Raw genomic sequence first — 17,507 nt, forward strand, 5'->3', positions numbered from 1 at the left:
TTGCCCTTAATGGAGGAGGCTCATGCCGATGGCAATTGAGTGAAGTTTGGATGTCAATCATTTACAAAAAAACACTGAATATTGATAGTGATTTTGAAACAATACCATCACATAGACTTATTTTAATCTTTAATGATCATAAATTTCGCCCGCCAGAACTGATAAGGAATTTAATAAAAAATGAAGAAATAGAACTTAATTACTATCCAGTCTTTATTAATAATAAAATAGAAAATAGAAAAAAAATAATCCTGTTTAATAGTTGGGATAGGTCTCAATATATATCAACCAATGATGAAAAAAATATATTATTTACCCCTATCTATCATAAAGATAATATCACGAAGATTGACATGCCTAAAGAGCTAGGAAGTGCTAATATTATTTATTACTCAGATGGTACTATAGAAAAAATCAACGCTTCAAGACCAAATTATAATAAATTAAAGAGCATTAATTAAATATAAATCCAATCACAATTCAGGAGGTTATTTGAACCTATTTACTTTAAATATAAAGCAAAAGAAGAGATGGAGCGTTTATAAATATTTTCTCTTACTTTCTATCATTATTATTCAAGGTTGTGCACCTCGTAGTGATAAAAATAAAACATTGTCCTCTATTTTATACTAAATAACTTACTGTTGATATTCAATATCTAAAAGAGATTGAATCATCATTTTTTTAATAAAATTCCTATTATTGGTATTTTTATATCACTAGTTTATATCGGTGTTGCTTTTTATATCGAAAATTATAAACCTAATGAATTAATGTTATGGATAAACAAAATAAATTACTTTGGTAAAAATAATGAAGGCTATTTTATTTACGAAAAAGAGGAATTAAAAGCTTTTGCTAATCTTTGGAATCATGGTAATGAGGAGAACTAGATGAAAAAGAAAAATAAAGTGAAAGAAATCATGTTCGATTTTAGAGTAAATCGTTATTTAGATAATGATGATTTATATAACCGTCTTGTTCAAGGTTATCGACGTGATGAAATTAAGCAAAAAGATTTAATGAACGATTTATCCATAATCAAATTAAATTCTACTTTTTTAGAAGTGACGGATGCGCATTATAAAGATCGTGGTTTTGTTTCATTAGTGGTATTATTTTTCTTTGTATTAGAATTCTATTTTTTAGTTGATATGCTTTTTCTATCTTCAATCTATGAATGGTTTGGAGTTACACTATCACTTTCTTTACTAATAATGACACCTTTTTTTCTTAAATTTGAATGTTTTATTTATACCCACTATCCCATTCGTTTTAATCGTAAAAAACAACTTGTTCATCTATTTAGAATTAATGGAGAAGTACAAACGGTACCTTGGAAAGATATCTATTTTGCTATGCGAAGGGAAAAGCCAGATGGATTGACACCTAATATGTGGTATCTGTGTGGACATCTTTTAGCTGAAGATGGTATTACGGTGATTGATACCTTTACGGTGAGTATGTATGCGCCGAAAAAAATATATGTGCTACGCTTCTGGGAGTTGATACGCCGTTATATGGAAGATAAAAACGGTGTTAAAGAAGTGGCGGATATCTCTTGTTGGTTTTTACCCATTAATGAACGTAAAGAGCCGTTTGGAATAGGGCTTTGGATGTTAACTATGCGCTGTGGGTTTATTGGCTCAATCATTATGCTTCCTGTAAATATCGCACATGCAGCGGCTCGTTGGTTGACTTTTCAAACCAGTAAAATTCCCCAATGGACACCCGAAGTTGAAGCCCTTTGCCATATTAGTGAGTATGACCCTTATAATTTTGATTGTCACAGTGTGGATATGAAATGGCGTTGGCGTTATTTGCTTTTTTGGCGTTATAAATACGGTATTGCTGTGACTGGGCGTCGTTGGAAACGATAAATTTAAAAAACTTGTTTTTGGAAATAAGCGATGATACGACCGGATTCTATTTTACCAGAAACTCTTCCTATTCCACCTAAATTGAATATAAATAAGCACATTGTTATTGCTTCTTTTCTGGGATTAATGATTTTTTTATCTTTGAGTTGAAGCTTAATCGCTCATTAAATAATGAAGAAATAGTAGGTAGACTCGATCAAAGCCGATAGCCAATAAAAAAGAGAGTTATGGTTTTACCTTTTTTATATAGGTACTTTATTTAAAGGACTATTTAAGGTCATGATGTTATTAATGTTACCACTTATCTTTATTATCAGTATCCCGCGTTATATTGCAATTTTAACCAGTTGCCGACCTATTTGGTCAGAGTAAATAGAAGAACAGTGTAAAATAGATCCTAATGATCCTTATATCTTAAATGAAAAAACTAACCCTAAAGATTTCTGGAAAGCATTTTATTAATTCGATAATTATTCATTTTTAATAACTTAAACTCGTATCAAAGTCCGATTTTTGTTTTTAAGAAAGCTGTGAAGCACTTGATCACTTAAATTGAATAAAAGCATCTGCGACTTTTTTAGCGCCTTCATAAATTTCAAATTTTTCTAATTTTTCTAATTTTTCTAATAAATGATGAGGGGCATGTTCAACTAAAAATTGCATATTACCCTCACTTATCCAATGTTCGGACTCTTGTTTTGTGTGAGTAATTTCAATGGCAAGACTCCAGCTATTTGGCTCATAAGGTAGTTGAGTAGTTGGATAATAAAAACCAGCTAAAGGAGGTGGCGATAGCCTTCCTCCTTCAACAGAGGTTAACCAGACTATTTTAACGCTGACATTGGTATGCATATTATTTTCCAGCGCATTATCTTTAGATAAAAAATATCCGCCTTTAAAGCGGATATTTTGCTATTTGACGGGGATTACGCTTCGTCAACGTTCTCTTCGTTTTCTGGTGTGGGTTCAACAATTCGGACTTTATTAATTCGATGGTGGTTCACTTCTAACGGCTCAAATTCAATGCCATCAATAAGGATCTTCTCACCAACAGTTGGAACACGTTGTAAATGCTCCATTAATAAACCTGCTAAGGTTTCATACTCACGTTTTTCATCCAATTTGATTGGAATATAAAGCACTAAGTCTTCAAGTGGTGTAAAGCCATTAACAGTCCATGAACCGTCTTCATTTTGAACCAAGTCGTGGCGTGAATCGTTTTCTTCAGAACTGACCGGTAAGTTACCCGCGATAGTTTCCATAACGTCAGTTAATGTGACAATACCTTCCACTGAGCCAAATTCATCTACAACAAAAGCGAAGTGAGTGTGAGCACTACGGAACTGTTCTAACGCTTGCAGCAAGGATAAACCTTCAGGGAAAATCAAAGGTTGAGTGACTAATAAACGTAAATTTAGAGGCTCATTACGTAACTGTTGATTCAGTAGTTGAATAACATTAACCACGCCGATAGGTTCATCACTATGTTGTTCATCAGTGATCACAAGACGAGAGTGGGGATCCTTCTCTAATAATTGGCGGATATCATCTTGTGTTGCATTTAAGTCTACGTATTCAACATCATGACGAGACGTCATAATGCTGTTGACGTTACGTTGGCTTAAACCAAGCACACGCACAATCATTTGGCGTTCTTGAGGATCAAACACTTCTTCTGAGCTGGAGACTAAATCAGATGTGTGAGGATCTAATTCAGAAGATTCGGGCTTACCATTAATAATACGTAGAACCGCTTCTGCTGTACGTTCACGTAAAGAGCGAGAAGCAGATAAGAAACGGCGGCGGTTAAATTGTGCAAGCTGATTAAAGACTTCTATCATGATAGAGAAGCCGATCGCTGCATATAGATAACCTTTTGGAATGGCGTAGCCAAAGCCTTCGGCAACTAATGCAAAACCAATCATCAGCAAGAAGCTTAAACACAAGATAACAATGGTTGGGTGATTATTGACGAAACTTGTTAGAGGCTTACTTGCAAGGATCATCAAAAACATTGCAATAGTAACAGCCGCAATCATTACACCTAAATGATCAACCATACCCACAGCGGTTATCACTGAGTCAAGCGAGAATACCGCATCCAGCACGATAATTTGTGCAACGACGGACCAAAAACGGGTCGTTTTGCGTTGTTTTCCTTCGTCGTGATCTTTACCTTCTAACCGTTCATTAAGCTCCATAGTGGCTTTGAACAGCAAGAATAACCCTCCGAGCAGCATAATTAAGTCTCTTGCACTGAAAGGATGATCAAACAGTGTAATAAGAGGTTTTGTCAGAGTGATAAGCCAAGAAAGGCTAAATAACAACACGACACGCATTACTAAGGCACATAATAGCCCTGTTATACGAGCTCTATCTCTTAGTTTTGCTGGGAGTTTATCTGCCAGAATAGCAATGAAAACAAGGTTATCAATACCAAGTACGATTTCGAGAACAATTAGGGTGGACAGTCCTACCCAGATTGTCGGATCCAAGATCCATTCCATACAGTTTGTTTTACCTTCTATAAAGACGGCATATGCCGACTTGAGAATAATGAGCAATTTGAAGGAATTTTTCAATAAATTATTATTAGTAGTAGGGGAATAATTTCATTTTGTCTAAAAGATTGTGATACCAATTACATCAATAACTACCACCAAGTGAGAGAGTGAGTTACTATGTGATCAGGTTAACAAATTGTCAGTACATTGATACTGGCAGGTTTATTTTCAGACGGGAGTTATTTTCATGTCAAAACAGCAAATCGGCGTGGTTGGTATGGCAGTTATGGGACGTAACCTTGCGCTAAATATTGAAAGCCGTGGTTATTCTGTATCCATTTACAACCGCTCAAGCGATAAAACCAACGACGTTATCGCTGAAAATCCAGGTAAAAAACTGGTTCCGAATTATTCTATTGAAGAGTTTGTTGATTCGTTAGAAAAACCGCGCCGTATTTTATTAATGGTAAAAGCGGGTGAAGCAACGGATAAAACAATTGCTGCATTGACACCGCATTTAGATAAAGGTGATATCCTTATCGATGGCGGAAATACTTTCTTTAAAGATACTATTCGTCGTAACAGAGAGTTATCAGCGCAAGGCTTCAATTTCATCGGCACAGGTGTTTCTGGTGGTGAAGAAGGTGCATTAAAAGGTCCTTCAATCATGCCAGGTGGACAAAAAGAAGCTTACGAATTAGTTGCTCCAATCCTTGAAAAGATTGCGGCTGTTGCTGAAGGTGAACCTTGTGTCACTTATATCGGTGCTGATGGTGCAGGTCACTATGTAAAAATGGTTCACAACGGTATCGAATACGGTGATATGCAGCTGATCGCAGAAGCCTATTCTGTATTAAAACACTCTTTAGATCTGACTAACGAAGAATTAGCAGAAACTTTTACCGAGTGGAATAAAGGTGAATTAAGTAGCTATCTAATTGAAATTACAGCTGATATTTTCCGTAAAAAAGATGATGAAGGTAAATACCTTGTAGATGTTATTCTTGATGAAGCGGCAAATAAAGGTACTGGTAAATGGACTAGCCAAAGCTCTTTAGATTTAGGTGTACCAGTGACTCTTATCACTGAGTCTGTGTTTGCTCGCTATATCTCTTCACTAAAAGAGCAACGCGTTGCTGCATCTAAAGTACTATCAGGCCCAGCACCTAAAGCATTCTCAGGTGATAAAAAAGCCTTTATCGAGAATGTTCGTCGCGCCCTGTATTTAGGTAAAATTGTCTCTTATGCTCAAGGTTTCCAACAACTAAAAGCAGCATCAGATGAATATAACTGGGATTTAAATTACGGTGAAATCGCCAAGATTTTCCGTGCGGGTTGTATTATTCGTGCTCAATTCCTGCAAAAGATTACAGATGCTTATAACGAAAATGCAAGCATTGCAAATCTGCTATTAGCGCCATACTTCAAACAAATCGCAGACGATTATCAACAAGCTCTGCGTGATGTTGTTTGTTATGGAGTACAAGCTGGTATTCCTACACCAACATTCTCGGCGGCTATTTCTTACTATGATAGCTATCGTGCAGAAGTGTTACCAGCAAACTTAATCCAAGCTCAGCGTGACTACTTTGGTGCGCATACTTATAAACGTACTGATAAAGATGGTGTATTCCACACTGAGTGGATGGAATAAAACATTAAAACAATGAGTTTATAGTATCTAGGGGTGCTGATAATACAGCACCTTTTTTATTTTGAGCGATTAAATTCAATTATAGCCTCGTCTCTTTGCTGGTCTATATAAAATGCTAAATCATTTAGATGGATCATCCTAGGTGATTTTTGACTATTATTTAACCGATATGTCGGTGTTAGTCATCATCTGCATTAGCCTTTCTTTTTGCACGGATTAACTTCTTCACCAAACACGTGAATATTTGGGTTACCGTAAATTTATAGAAGCATAGCAAGAAGTAACACGATATATCATCATTATTTTAGATAGTGTTATGGAAAAACAAAGTTATGTTTATTTCTAGTTGGTGTTTCATTATCTATAAATAAATTATTATCAATGATATTTTTGCAATACTGGTAGCTCTGGGAAAACAGGATTTTGAATCTCTTAATTTTTTAATCATAAAATAAAAAGAGATATAATCGGGAGTATATTATAAATTTTAATAAATTAAAGGTGTTAATAGTCAGTGTAATATATTGAATATTACAAGGCCTAGAAATGCACTGTATTTTATTTTTTTTTGGTGGATAGAGAACTAATTTCATTTTGCGTACATTCTCCAAAATTATTACTTAATTTTGCTGGTTAACTAGATCGTCTCCTTCAAGTTAATATATCGAATTATGATTGTCATTTTTATCTATTTTTTATATTTATGAAGTCCAGAATATTTAAGGGACTAGTCTAAAAAAGAAATAAACAAATTTTAACGACTTATTACTTAAAATAAACATATAATAAACTTAACTGTTAATATTTATTTATATAAATATTAAAATCATTTAATGATAATCAAATTAAAATCTAACCTTAGATATAAATAAAAAAATCATTTAATGATAATAAAATTAATATTATTTCTTAGGATAATTCTTAATAATTAATTATTAAGAATAACATAAATGATTGATTATTTAATGAATATATCAAAGCATTCTTTTTTTGAGTAATTGAAGTTTTATTGTTATTTATTATAGTAGTTAGATATTGATTTGTTAATAAAAAACTTATCAATGCGTTTTATATAATGATGATTAACTAGTATTAATTTATTACTAGCATTACTTCTTAAAATTAAGGTATATAAATATGAATGCATTAAAATCTAAATTAGGCTTAATTACTATGGCTCTAGTTTTGACTGGTGTATCTAGCCAATCAATGGCGGCAGAAAATGCGAAAGTAGACTTTACTGCGCGTTTAGTGACTGCAACTTGTGACATTAGTGCAAATACAGCGAAAGTAGATTTAGGTACTCATGCTATTGGTTCAATTACTACTGGTGATATTTCTGTTCCTATTGCAGAAAAAGGATTTAACTTAGTGCTTAACAACTGTACTAAAGTATTCCCAGGAACCGCTGGTGAGGAAGGTCAAGCTGTAGAAACGCCAGTAACAATAATGGCTTCAGGTAATACTCTGGCTGGTCACAATGATTTATTCTCAAGCTCTACAGCTACACAGGTTGGTGTTAAATTAACATCAAACTATGAAGGTATGCTTGGTACTGTATTAAAACCAAACGAATCAGTGGCTGTACTGAATGCAAAAGAAGGTGAAACTGAGTTCGTTGTACCTGTAACTGCTGGGTTAATGACCACAGTAAAAGGTGACACACTGGAAGCACAAGATATCAATGTACCTGTTACATTTAGTGTTGCATACGACTAATAAGAAAAACTTTGCTCTTTAGAGTAGGCACTAACTATATAAAATAATTAGGGGATAAACTAACTCATTAGTTATTCCCTATATTAAAAATTAAGGTATGACTATGTTCAAGTTTTCATCCATCTTCTTTAGCTTATTTTTAACTCTCTTTTTTGTTCAGCCTGTGTTGGCTCAGGAAGGCGGGGTTGGCTTAAGCCAAACAAGGATTGTTATGGAAGAGGGTAAAAGCACAGCTATAAATATCCAAAATAGAAGTAGTAAACCATATCTAGTTGCAAATTATATTACTAAGAAATATGACGAAAATAGACCAATGGAAGGTTTGTTTTTAATTACGCCTAATTTATTTAAAGCACAACCAAATAGTTATAATGCAGTAAAGATTCAGGTTGTTTCTAATAATAATTTTCAGAAAGACAGAGAGTCTCTCTATTACTTTCATTCGCGCAATATTCCTGAATCAAAAAATAATGAAGATGGTATGAATATTGGTTTAGAAAATGTAATTAAACTTTTTTATCGTCCAAAAGGTTTATCAATGTCACCAAGTATGGCTTTTTCAAAACCAAAGTTTACATTTAATGGTTCTCAGTTAGTCGTTGAGAATAATACACCATACCATATTAATCTCGCATCACTAACTATAAATAAAGTAGCTATAAAACTTAATAAAGAGAATAACATTCTTTATCCTTTTTCAACATCGACATTTTCAACAATTAAGCAAAAAGGTATGGTGAAATGGAGTGTATTTAATGATTTGGGAGGCCTGGATGAGTTTTCTCAGAAAATTAATTAGAACTTGTACAATTTTGATAGCTATCTTTTATTTTAATTTTACGATTGCTAACGGAACAATAAATTTTAAAACAACTGTTATAGCCGGAACTTGTGAGTTTGATAGTTCTAATGATTTAAATAAGTCAATTGACTTTAACAAATATTATATTGTCAGTGACGTTGAAAAAAAATCCATTATGGAATCTATTGATTCTAAAAGTTTTTCATATCTAATAAGATGTAAAGACTTTCCCGAAGGTAGTGAAAAAAATATAACGTTAACAGCTAAACCTGCTTCTGGTACAAATTTTGATAATGGTGTTTTTTTTGGCTCCAATGATAAAACTAATACTGGATTTAAATTAACTGTATGTGATGGTGAAAATTTAAACTGCGAGAAAGTAGATGTAGAAAATAAAACAATATTTACAACTAATTCTGATAGTTTAATTGGGATAAATTATAAAGTCAGTTTTGTGAAAAGAGCTGAAAATGTTACATCAGGTATATCCAATGCTGCTGTAATATTAGAATATATTCAGGAGTGAATATGAAATTAATTAAATTTAAAAAGAAAGTAATTAGTTTATTTCTCACTCTATTTCTATTCCCTTTAATAGCATCATCACAAGATTCTATTAAATATAATTTCTCTGTGCAATTTTTTAAAAATACATGTGATGTTGAAACACCTGAGAATATTATTTTATCAAAAACACCTGATACAGGGATTGTGTCTTCAATAGATATCAAAAATGATTCAATTAATATTCCTTTTTTTATAGGTTTACAAAAATGTACATCAAAAGATTTAAGTAATGTTAGCATATATATTTCTCAAGGAAACACATTAGCAGATACAACTAATTTTTTTAATAATAAAGCAGATGGTAATATTGGGGTTCAGATAAGGGACGATGCTAATAATAGAGTATTCTCAGTCAATACTTCTAATTCTGCGGCACCTGATCCTAATTCTATTGTGTGGGATAATATAAAATCAGAAGCTGAAAAGAAACAATTAACAGCATCTCTTCGCTGTAAAACTGAAAATTGCGAACCAGATATTGGTTCATTTACAGCTTCGGTGACATTAAGTTACTATGTTAACTAAAAGATAAATAAAGTAGAAGATATGAAAAAAATATTATTAGTAAAGTGTATAATCTATTTATTTATTTCTAGTTTTTCTTTATACACTATTGCGGGCGTTTCTTTAAAACAGACCCGTGTTATTTTTAAAGCAACAGATAAAAGTAAAAGTGTTGTTATTTATAATAATTCGCCTAATCTTTACTTAGCACAAAGTCAAATAAACTTGACACTGAATAATCAAAAAGTTGATGATAGTTTTATTATTATTCCACCACTTGTTAGAGTTGAGCCTAACCTATCAAGTACAGTGAAAATTTTACCTCAGTCATTATCACATTTACCTAAGGATAAAGAGTCTGTTTTTTTTATAGCAATACAGTTAATACCAGAAAGTAAAAAAATAAATAGTCAAGACAAGAGCGAAATAAATACAGAAATCACTGTTGTTACAAGATTTGTAATAAAGTTATTTTATCGCCCTGAGTTATTGATTGAAAAGAGTAGTAGTGATTTTGCTGATAAACTATCCTTTTCAGTAGTTAATAACAAACTGGTGATAAAAAATCCTAGTCCATATTTTATGTCACTATCTCAATTAAAATTAAATGGAGTTTTATATTCATCACCTATCCCTGTAATGGTTCCACCACTATCGGAAATAGCTTTAGATAATAATGAAAAAGTGAAAGATGTTAGTTGGCAGGTTATTGATGATTTTGGTGGGTATTCATCTGTTTATTCACAATCTTTAATTGAAAAAAACAATAGATAACATTATTATGAAAAAAACTAATATTCCAAAAAATATATTTAATATAAAGGTGTTGATTTTAACTTTAATGTTAATGTTCTTTTATAAAAGTACATTAGCTAGTGATATTCATTTAATGCAAAATAGCAATATCGATACAGGGATTAGTTTTTCTTTAAAAAATTATATTTATAATGAATCTAGTAATGGTGTAAGCATAGAATTATCTAATAATAATGATATCAATTATTTAATAGAGACTTCTGTTTTTGAAAATGATGATCAAAAAAATAATCCTAATAATTTAGGTAATGAAGTTCCTTTTATTATCTTACCTCCTTTATACAAGTTAGCACCTAATTCAGCTTTTAGTTGGAGAATAAAACGTTCTAGTAATGAATATAAAAATCAAAAATTACCAGAAGACAGAGAAACTTTATTTTGGATTGCATTAAGAGCAATTCCAGAAGAGAAAGAAAGAAAAAATGGTGATGACAAAAAAGAAGCATCTTTAGTAGTAACACCAACATTTTTTTTTAAATTAATTTATAGGCCTAAAAGTATTGAAGAACTCTCTGTAGAAAAAGTAGAGTCCGATAAAAAAATAGTTATAAAAAGAGAGGGTTCATCTATTTTATTAACTAATAACTCTCCTTTATATATCACTTTTTCTAAGGTTTTAGTAGGTGAAACACCTTTATATTTTGAAAAAGGAAGACCTATTTCTTTACCTCCATTTAGTCAGAAAAATTTAGTTATTCCACCTAATGTTTCTGGTGATATTGATTGGCAACTAAGTGATGAAAATATGCTTGATCTAAAACTTCATCGTTTAGAGAGTAACATTTAATAACAATTTAAGGAATGGCATAAGATTATGAAGTGTTTTAAATTGAATAATATAAAGGGATATACAAATTTTATTTGTATTTTATGCCTTACTATGCCATCTCTAGCTAAAGCTGATAATTACTTTGATCCTAACTTATTAATGCAAGGTTCAGAAGATATTGATTTAAGTCAGTTTTATCAGGAAAATACACTTTCAGTAGGAACTTATAATTTAAACGTTAATGTTAATTTATCTCCTATGGGAGATTATGATATAAAGTTTGAAAAGAATGATCAGGGTAAAGTTATACCAACATTAACACCTAAATTATTACGACTATTTGGTGTTGATGTAGATAAAATAAAAGATTTAAAAGGGTTAGCTGATGATACTGTTATTTATAATATAGAACAGTATATACCTAATGCTAAATTAACTGAAGATATTAGTCAGTTAACGCTAAATATTTCAATCCCTCAAGTTTATATGAAAAGTTCTTTTGGTGGGGAAATTCCTCCTGAGCTATTAGATGATGGGGTTACTGCCTTATTATTTAACTATATGGCTAACTTTTCTAGGAATAAACAAACGTCTTCAGGTACATCAAATAGTTCTAATGTATATGTTAATTTAAATGGTGGTGCAAATATTGGTCCATGGCGTTTACGTACAACTTATAGTTATTCTAAAGACTCTGTAAAATCGGAAAATAATGTAAATTTTAAAAATACTTACTCCAAATTCTCTAATACCTATATTATGCGGGCAATCAATCATCTCGCATCAACTTTAAAAATGGGTGAAGTTAGTACGAGTGGTAATTTATTTGATAGTATTCCAATGAAAGGGATCTCTTTAGCAACTAATGTGTTAATGAGACCTAGTAGCATGCGTGGATTTGCGCCTGTTGTTTCGGGGGTTGCTAATTCTAATGCGACAGTTACTATTCGCCAAAATGGTAATATTATCTATCAAGCATTTGTAGCTCCTGGTAATTTTAAAATTGAAGATATTCCAGCTAGTGGTAACTCTGGGGACTTAGAAATTACTATCGAAGAAGAAGATGGTTCTAAACGGGTTACGACACAACCTTATTCATCTTTACCATTGATGACTCGCGAAGGGCAGTTTGAGTATGAATTTGCTGCTGGTAAATATAATGGTTCAATACGAGAAAATTCTAAGAAAAGTAATTTCGTATTAGGAACTTTAGTTTATGGTTTACCAAAAAATATTACATTATATGGTGGTGCGTTACTCGCCAAAGATTATTCTTCTCTGGTCGTTGGTACTGGCTTCTCTTTAGGCTCATTTGGTGCTCTTTCTACTGATGTGACTTTATCTCGAGCGAAACTAGATAACACTTATACAGGTAAATCTTACCGCCTACGCTATTCGAAAAGTATGTTATCAACAGGAACATCTTTTGATTTAACAACATTACGATATTCAACATCAGATTATTACTCTTTTTCAGACTTTAACGGTTATGGTTATGATTTAAAAGATAATATAGCCCCTTGGTTAGGTTATAGACAGCGTTCAAGTTTTCAAACAACTATTTCTCAGTCTTTAGGCTACTATGGCTCTATTTATTTGAGGGGAGCAAGAACGAATTATTGGGGAAATGATAATAAAAATACAACATTAAGTGTTGGTTATAATACCAATATAAAAAATATCAATTTTAACGTAGATTACAGTATCGATCGGCTAAAAACAGCCAATAATAATTGGCCAGAAAATCATCGACTAAACTTTACCATGAGTATGCCATTTAGTGTATTATCCAATGCTGAAAGGTTTAGCTCTATGTCAGCAAATTATATGTTAACCACTGATAATAACCATAATACTTATCAACAAGTGGGTATCACAGGTGGGGCGCTAAACAATAAATTATCTTATGGTGTTTATCAACAATATAATAATGTTAACTCAGATTATGGTGGCAGTCTCAACACTAATTATTCTGGTAATATTATTAATGCGGGACTAGGTTATAGTTACTCCCGAAATAATCAAAATATTAATGCTAATTTAAGTGGTGGGGTGGTTGCACACTCTAAAGGAGTAACATTATCACCATTATTAGGTTCAAATATTGCTGTAGTGAGTGCTGAAAACGCAAAAGGAGGCGAGTTAACTACTGGACAAAGCTTTGATTATTTCGATAACGCCGTTGTTACTCAACTTTCTGAATACAACCGAAATGTTATAGCCATAGATGTAAATACATTACCTGATGATGTTACTTTTACTAATACATCAATGAATGTATATCCAACAGCAGGTGCTGTGCTTGCCAAATCATTTAATACAAAGGTAGGCTACCAAGTTATTTTTAATTTGAGTAATTCTACTAAAAAAATTCCATTTGGGGCTGTGGCGACGCTTAATACTAAAGATGAATTAAATGAATTACCTAATAATGGACTAGTTGATAATTCTCAAAATCTTTATATGAGTGGTCTACCTAATTCAGGTCAGATAGATATTGAGTGGGGTAAGAATAAAAATACTTGTAAATTTGTTTACTCTGGATTAGATAAAATGACTATAAATGATAGCCCAATTAGAAATGTTAATGTCATTTGTGAATAAATTTATAACACAATAAGATGGCTATTTTATTAATAATAGCTATCTTATTGTATCAGAAGACAATAACGCTTTAATATACTTAATGAAATTGACTATTCTAATGTGGTGAGTTTTCGATTGACTGGTTGATTTAATCTTAAGTATAGATACTAAAGTAATTAAGGGTGAATAATGTATGAAATGAAAGAAGAGCAGATAATATAAAAATAAGAGTAATATTGCTAATTATATTATAAATATAACTCTATTAAGGATAACTCAACCCTTAAATATTCAATTAAATTATCATTAATATGGTAATAAATTTTAAAATGTAAAGCGGAAACTGTAAAATGAAATTTACTAAAATAAGCTTTTTTTTACTATTAATATCATTTTCTCAGATGACTCATGCACTTAATGTTCCTGATGGTAGCAATGGATATATCGGAGAATTTTATCCTACTCAGTCTTACCTAAATGTGAGAGTTAGTAACGCTAATCGAGCTCAAGGGACGATAGGAATTAACAATACCAAAAGTTATTGTAACAAAAGTAATAATGGGGTAGGGGATTTTCTATTTCCGTTACCTGGAGGACAGGACGGCGAATATGGTCTGAAATTGTATAATAAAAATGCAAGTCCTGAGGAAAATAAAACAAATTATCTAGTTGCTGCGATTAATGGAAAAATAGTAATTCAACATTCACCTAGTAACCAAGGTATGCGTCTTAGAGCTTTTATTGATTTAAATCGAGGAAAAGCGAGCGACATAAGAGGTGAAAATAGCAACACTATTCTTACCAATGGTCCATTATGTTGGTATGGGTTTAGTACGCGGTTCGAGAGTTCACAATTAAATATAAATTCTTATTCTATTTATGCCGTTGGTAATGTTAAACCAGGTATTTATGATTTTGTTCGCCCGTTATATTGGTCGGCAGCACAACCTAAGACAGGTGGTGGTGGGTATATCGTGGATACTGTTCCTTTTTCATTTGATGATGGCCCTATTCATGTTTTAAAAAAGTGTAATGTGACACCGATGAGTTCAACTAATATACAGTTTGCACCTCAATTAGCTAAGCAATATAGCTCACCTAAATTACTTGATAAATATCTAGCTGGTATTATGGTGTCTTGCCCTAACAATGGAAGTCTCTATGTTTCATTAAAACCTTTTGGCGAATTAGTTGATTCAAGCAAGACAGGCATGAAGATGAAGCCAGATAATCCATTAAATGCTAACGAAGTAGCGCCTTACATTTCCGTTTCTGATGGTGAGAAATCGGTAACTGATGCCATTTGTAATAAAAATGATTCGAATGCTTTTGAATTTTATAATGGAAAACAGTTGGGTTCTTATAAAGATAGTTCTTTAATGAAATCATTATCATTTAATCTTTGTGCTCAAGGTAATGTCCCTGCCAATAATTATAAAGGGAGTATAGATGTTTCTATTCTGGTTGAATAAAGCACAATTTTAATTTATTTGTAGCCATCAATTAATATATTGGAGCACGGTTTATAATTCAGTTATTAGATGTTACTTCAATGAGTTAATATTGATTGATGGCTTTTTATTTAATGTTGATTTTTTAAGATGTCTGTGAAAGGTTTGTCATCTTTCGTAACTAGACGCTCTTTCAAGTAAATTATCTTTAACCATACTATTTAGTATTCTGCGAGTGGACTCGATAATACTTTTCTTATCACAAGAATCCATTCCTTTAAGCATATAAAATACGCCTGAAACATCAAAAAGAGAGGCGCCAATTTCACTTATTACCCATTCAAGATTACTAGGTTTAAATAATTATCTATTTTAGGGGAAGAATTTATACTCAGCAGTTTGAGTAACTTCCCCTATATTTTAAATAATTAATTAGATAGAAATAACTGATTATTATTTTTAATAATAGTTTTTTATACTTTTATTCTCAGAAACTAAATTATCATCAGCAAAGTCTTCTCTGGATATTCTTCCACTAAAAACATCATTCATTCTTTCTTTATCTAAGGCATTTTCCCATCGTGCGACAACAATGCAAGCACAGGCATTACCCACAATATTGGTTAAAGCGCGACACTCTGACATAAAGCGGTCGATGCCTAAGATAAGCGCCATACCAGCAACGGGAACACTAGGAACAACCGATAATGTTGCTGCTAAAGTAATAAAACCAGCCCCCGTGACACCTGCAGCACCTTTTGAACTGATCATGGCAACAAAGAGTAATGTAATCTGTTCTGTTAATGACAAATCTACGCCCGTTGCTTGTGCAATAAATAAGGCCGCCATGGTCATATAGATATTAGTGCCATCTAAATTAAAGGAGTAACCCGTTGGAATAACTAAGCCGACAACTGATTTTTTACAGCCTAGACTCTCCATTTTATTCATTAACGTGGGTAGCGCGGCTTCAGATGAAGAGGTACCTAATACTAACCATAACTCATCTTTAATGTATTTGATTAAAGAGAGAATGGAGAAGCCGTTATATTTAGCTACAGCACCTAATACAACGAGAACAAAAAGTAATGCTGTAAGATAAAAAGTAATGACTAACAACATTAAATTGCCAATAGAAGAAATACCATATTTGCCTATTGTAAAAGCCATGGCACCAAAGGCACCAATAGGTGCTAACTTCATTAGCATACTAACCATCTTAAAGATAGGAGCACAAAGATGCTGTAAGAATTTTAATACAGGTTCACCTTGTGAGCCGATTGATGCTAATGCTAGACCAAAAATCACAGAAACAAACAATACTTGTAAGATATTGCCGTTAACTAAAGGGCTAACGATAGTGTCAGGGATGATATTCATTAAAAAATCAACAAGAGAAGAACTATGTGCTTGAACGACATACATTTCTACTCGGCTACTATCTAATGATTCAGGAGAGATGTTTAAGCCATCACCAGGACGAATAATGTTGGCTGTGATTAATCCAATCACAAGTGCAATCGTAGAAAATGTCAGGAAGTAAACCATTGATTTACCAGCCACTTTCCCGACTGCTTTCATGTTATTCATACCTGCAATACCCGTTACTACAGTTAAGAAGATAACCGGTGCAATGATCATTTTTACAATTTTGATAAATCCATCACCTAGTGGTTTAAAGGATTCACCAACATCAGGGTAAAAATGCCCTAATAGAATACCGAAAATGATAGCAATAATAACTTGAATATATAACACACGATAAAGGGGGAGCTTGCGGGATGAAGTCTGCATAAAAATTCCCTGTAACTGAAAGATATTGACTAAATAAAAAAGAAATTATGATGTAAATTATTATTTACATTTATTTTGTTGTAACAGGTAACTTAAAGGTATGAGTAAATCAGGTCAATAAAATAAAGTTGATTTTATCAAATATTGTGCTCTTCATCTAAAAAATTAGATTTAATTTCAATTTATCGCTATTTTTGAAATTTATTTTTCTTATATCAATAGGTTAATGAATCTATGTTTTGTTTTGATTTATCATATTTATTTAATGGATTGTGTGTTTGATTTTATTTTTTGGTGAATAAAATGATTTAAATGTAAATAATTATGAAAAAGAGGGGTTAAGGAAAGAAAATGCATTCAATTATTTGTTTTTATTAAATTTATTTTAAATGGAAACTAACTAACGATAAATCCATTAATTTAAATAAAACGTTAACTAACAAACAAATAAGCCTTCAGAA

The 17,507-nt window shown here is 32.1% G+C and carries 14 protein-coding genes; 11 read left to right on the top strand and 3 right to left on the bottom strand.

Going from position 1 to position 17,507, the window contains the following annotated elements:
* Positions 1-461, top strand: a 461-nt coding sequence (locus DK861_RS16480; RefSeq protein WP_162556791.1) for a hypothetical protein, incomplete at its 5' end; no start/stop codon positions are given.
* Between the two features lie 432 nt (positions 462-893).
* A complete protein-coding gene (locus tag DK861_RS16490) occupies positions 894-1,880 on the top strand; it encodes a DUF6708 domain-containing protein (RefSeq protein ID WP_109400791.1) in 987 nt (328 codons plus the stop codon).
* Between the two features lie 543 nt (positions 1,881-2,423).
* On the opposite strand, the gene DK861_RS16495 is transcribed toward DK861_RS16490, so the two are convergent.
* A complete protein-coding gene (locus tag DK861_RS16495; protein WP_109400792.1) occupies positions 2,424-2,732 on the bottom strand; it encodes a hypothetical protein in 309 nt (102 codons plus the stop codon).
* A gap of 74 nt (positions 2,733-2,806) precedes the next feature.
* Positions 2,807-4,387 (bottom strand): TerC family protein, encoded by a 1,581-nt coding sequence (locus tag DK861_RS16500; RefSeq protein ID WP_006537526.1) that lies wholly within the window; start codon positions 4,385-4,387, stop codon positions 2,807-2,809.
* 244 nt (positions 4,388-4,631) lie between these two features.
* Between DK861_RS16500 and gndA the strand changes: the two genes are divergently transcribed.
* The 9 genes from gndA to DK861_RS16550 all read left to right on the top strand — a co-directional run bounded on the left by gndA (position 4,632) and on the right by DK861_RS16550 (position 15,273).
* A complete protein-coding gene (gene gndA, locus DK861_RS16505) occupies positions 4,632-6,038 on the top strand; it encodes an NADP-dependent phosphogluconate dehydrogenase (protein ID WP_109400793.1) in 1,407 nt (468 codons plus the stop codon).
* A 1,137-nt stretch (positions 6,039-7,175) separates the two neighbouring features.
* Entirely contained in the window at positions 7,176-7,757 is a 582-nt protein-coding gene (locus DK861_RS16515) for a type 1 fimbrial protein (protein ID WP_109400794.1), read from the top strand.
* 103 nt (positions 7,758-7,860) lie between these two features.
* Complete coding sequence (locus DK861_RS16520) at positions 7,861-8,556, top strand: molecular chaperone (protein WP_161669158.1); 696 nt, start codon at positions 7,861-7,863, stop codon at positions 8,554-8,556.
* Positions 8,531-9,085, top strand: coding sequence for a hypothetical protein (locus DK861_RS16525; RefSeq protein WP_109400796.1), 555 nt, complete (start codon positions 8,531-8,533; stop codon positions 9,083-9,085). Before DK861_RS16520 ends, DK861_RS16525 begins: the two co-directional genes overlap by 26 nt.
* A gap of 2 nt (positions 9,086-9,087) precedes the next feature.
* Positions 9,088-9,651 carry a fimbrial protein gene (locus DK861_RS16530; protein WP_109400797.1) on the top strand — a complete coding sequence of 188 codons (564 nt, stop codon included), beginning with the start codon at positions 9,088-9,090 and terminating at the stop codon, positions 9,649-9,651.
* Positions 9,652-9,672: 21 nt separating this feature from the next.
* Complete coding sequence (locus tag DK861_RS16535) at positions 9,673-10,404, top strand: molecular chaperone (RefSeq protein ID WP_109400798.1); 732 nt, start codon at positions 9,673-9,675, stop codon at positions 10,402-10,404.
* 7 nt (positions 10,405-10,411) lie between these two features.
* The gene (locus tag DK861_RS16540) at positions 10,412-11,233 is read left to right on the top strand and encodes a molecular chaperone (RefSeq protein ID WP_162556792.1); all 822 of its coding nucleotides are present in this window, start codon (positions 10,412-10,414) and stop codon (positions 11,231-11,233) included.
* A 42-nt stretch (positions 11,234-11,275) separates the two neighbouring features.
* Positions 11,276-13,819 carry a fimbria/pilus outer membrane usher protein gene (locus DK861_RS16545; RefSeq protein ID WP_239452200.1) on the top strand — a complete coding sequence of 848 codons (2,544 nt, stop codon included), beginning with the start codon at positions 11,276-11,278 and terminating at the stop codon, positions 13,817-13,819.
* A 332-nt stretch (positions 13,820-14,151) separates the two neighbouring features.
* Positions 14,152-15,273: a hypothetical protein gene (locus tag DK861_RS16550; protein ID WP_109400801.1), complete on the top strand. Its 1,122-nt coding sequence runs from the start codon at positions 14,152-14,154 to the stop codon at positions 15,271-15,273.
* 438 nt (positions 15,274-15,711) lie between these two features.
* Here DK861_RS16550 and DK861_RS16555 read toward each other — a convergent pair whose 3' ends face one another.
* Positions 15,712-17,046, bottom strand: coding sequence for a dicarboxylate/amino acid:cation symporter (locus DK861_RS16555; protein WP_109400802.1), 1,335 nt, complete (start codon positions 17,044-17,046; stop codon positions 15,712-15,714).
* Positions 17,047-17,507: the final 461 nt, after the last annotated feature.

It is taken from the genome of Proteus sp. TJ1640, assembly GCF_003144445.1.
Classification (GTDB): Bacteria; Pseudomonadota; Gammaproteobacteria; order Enterobacterales; family Enterobacteriaceae; genus Proteus; species Proteus penneri.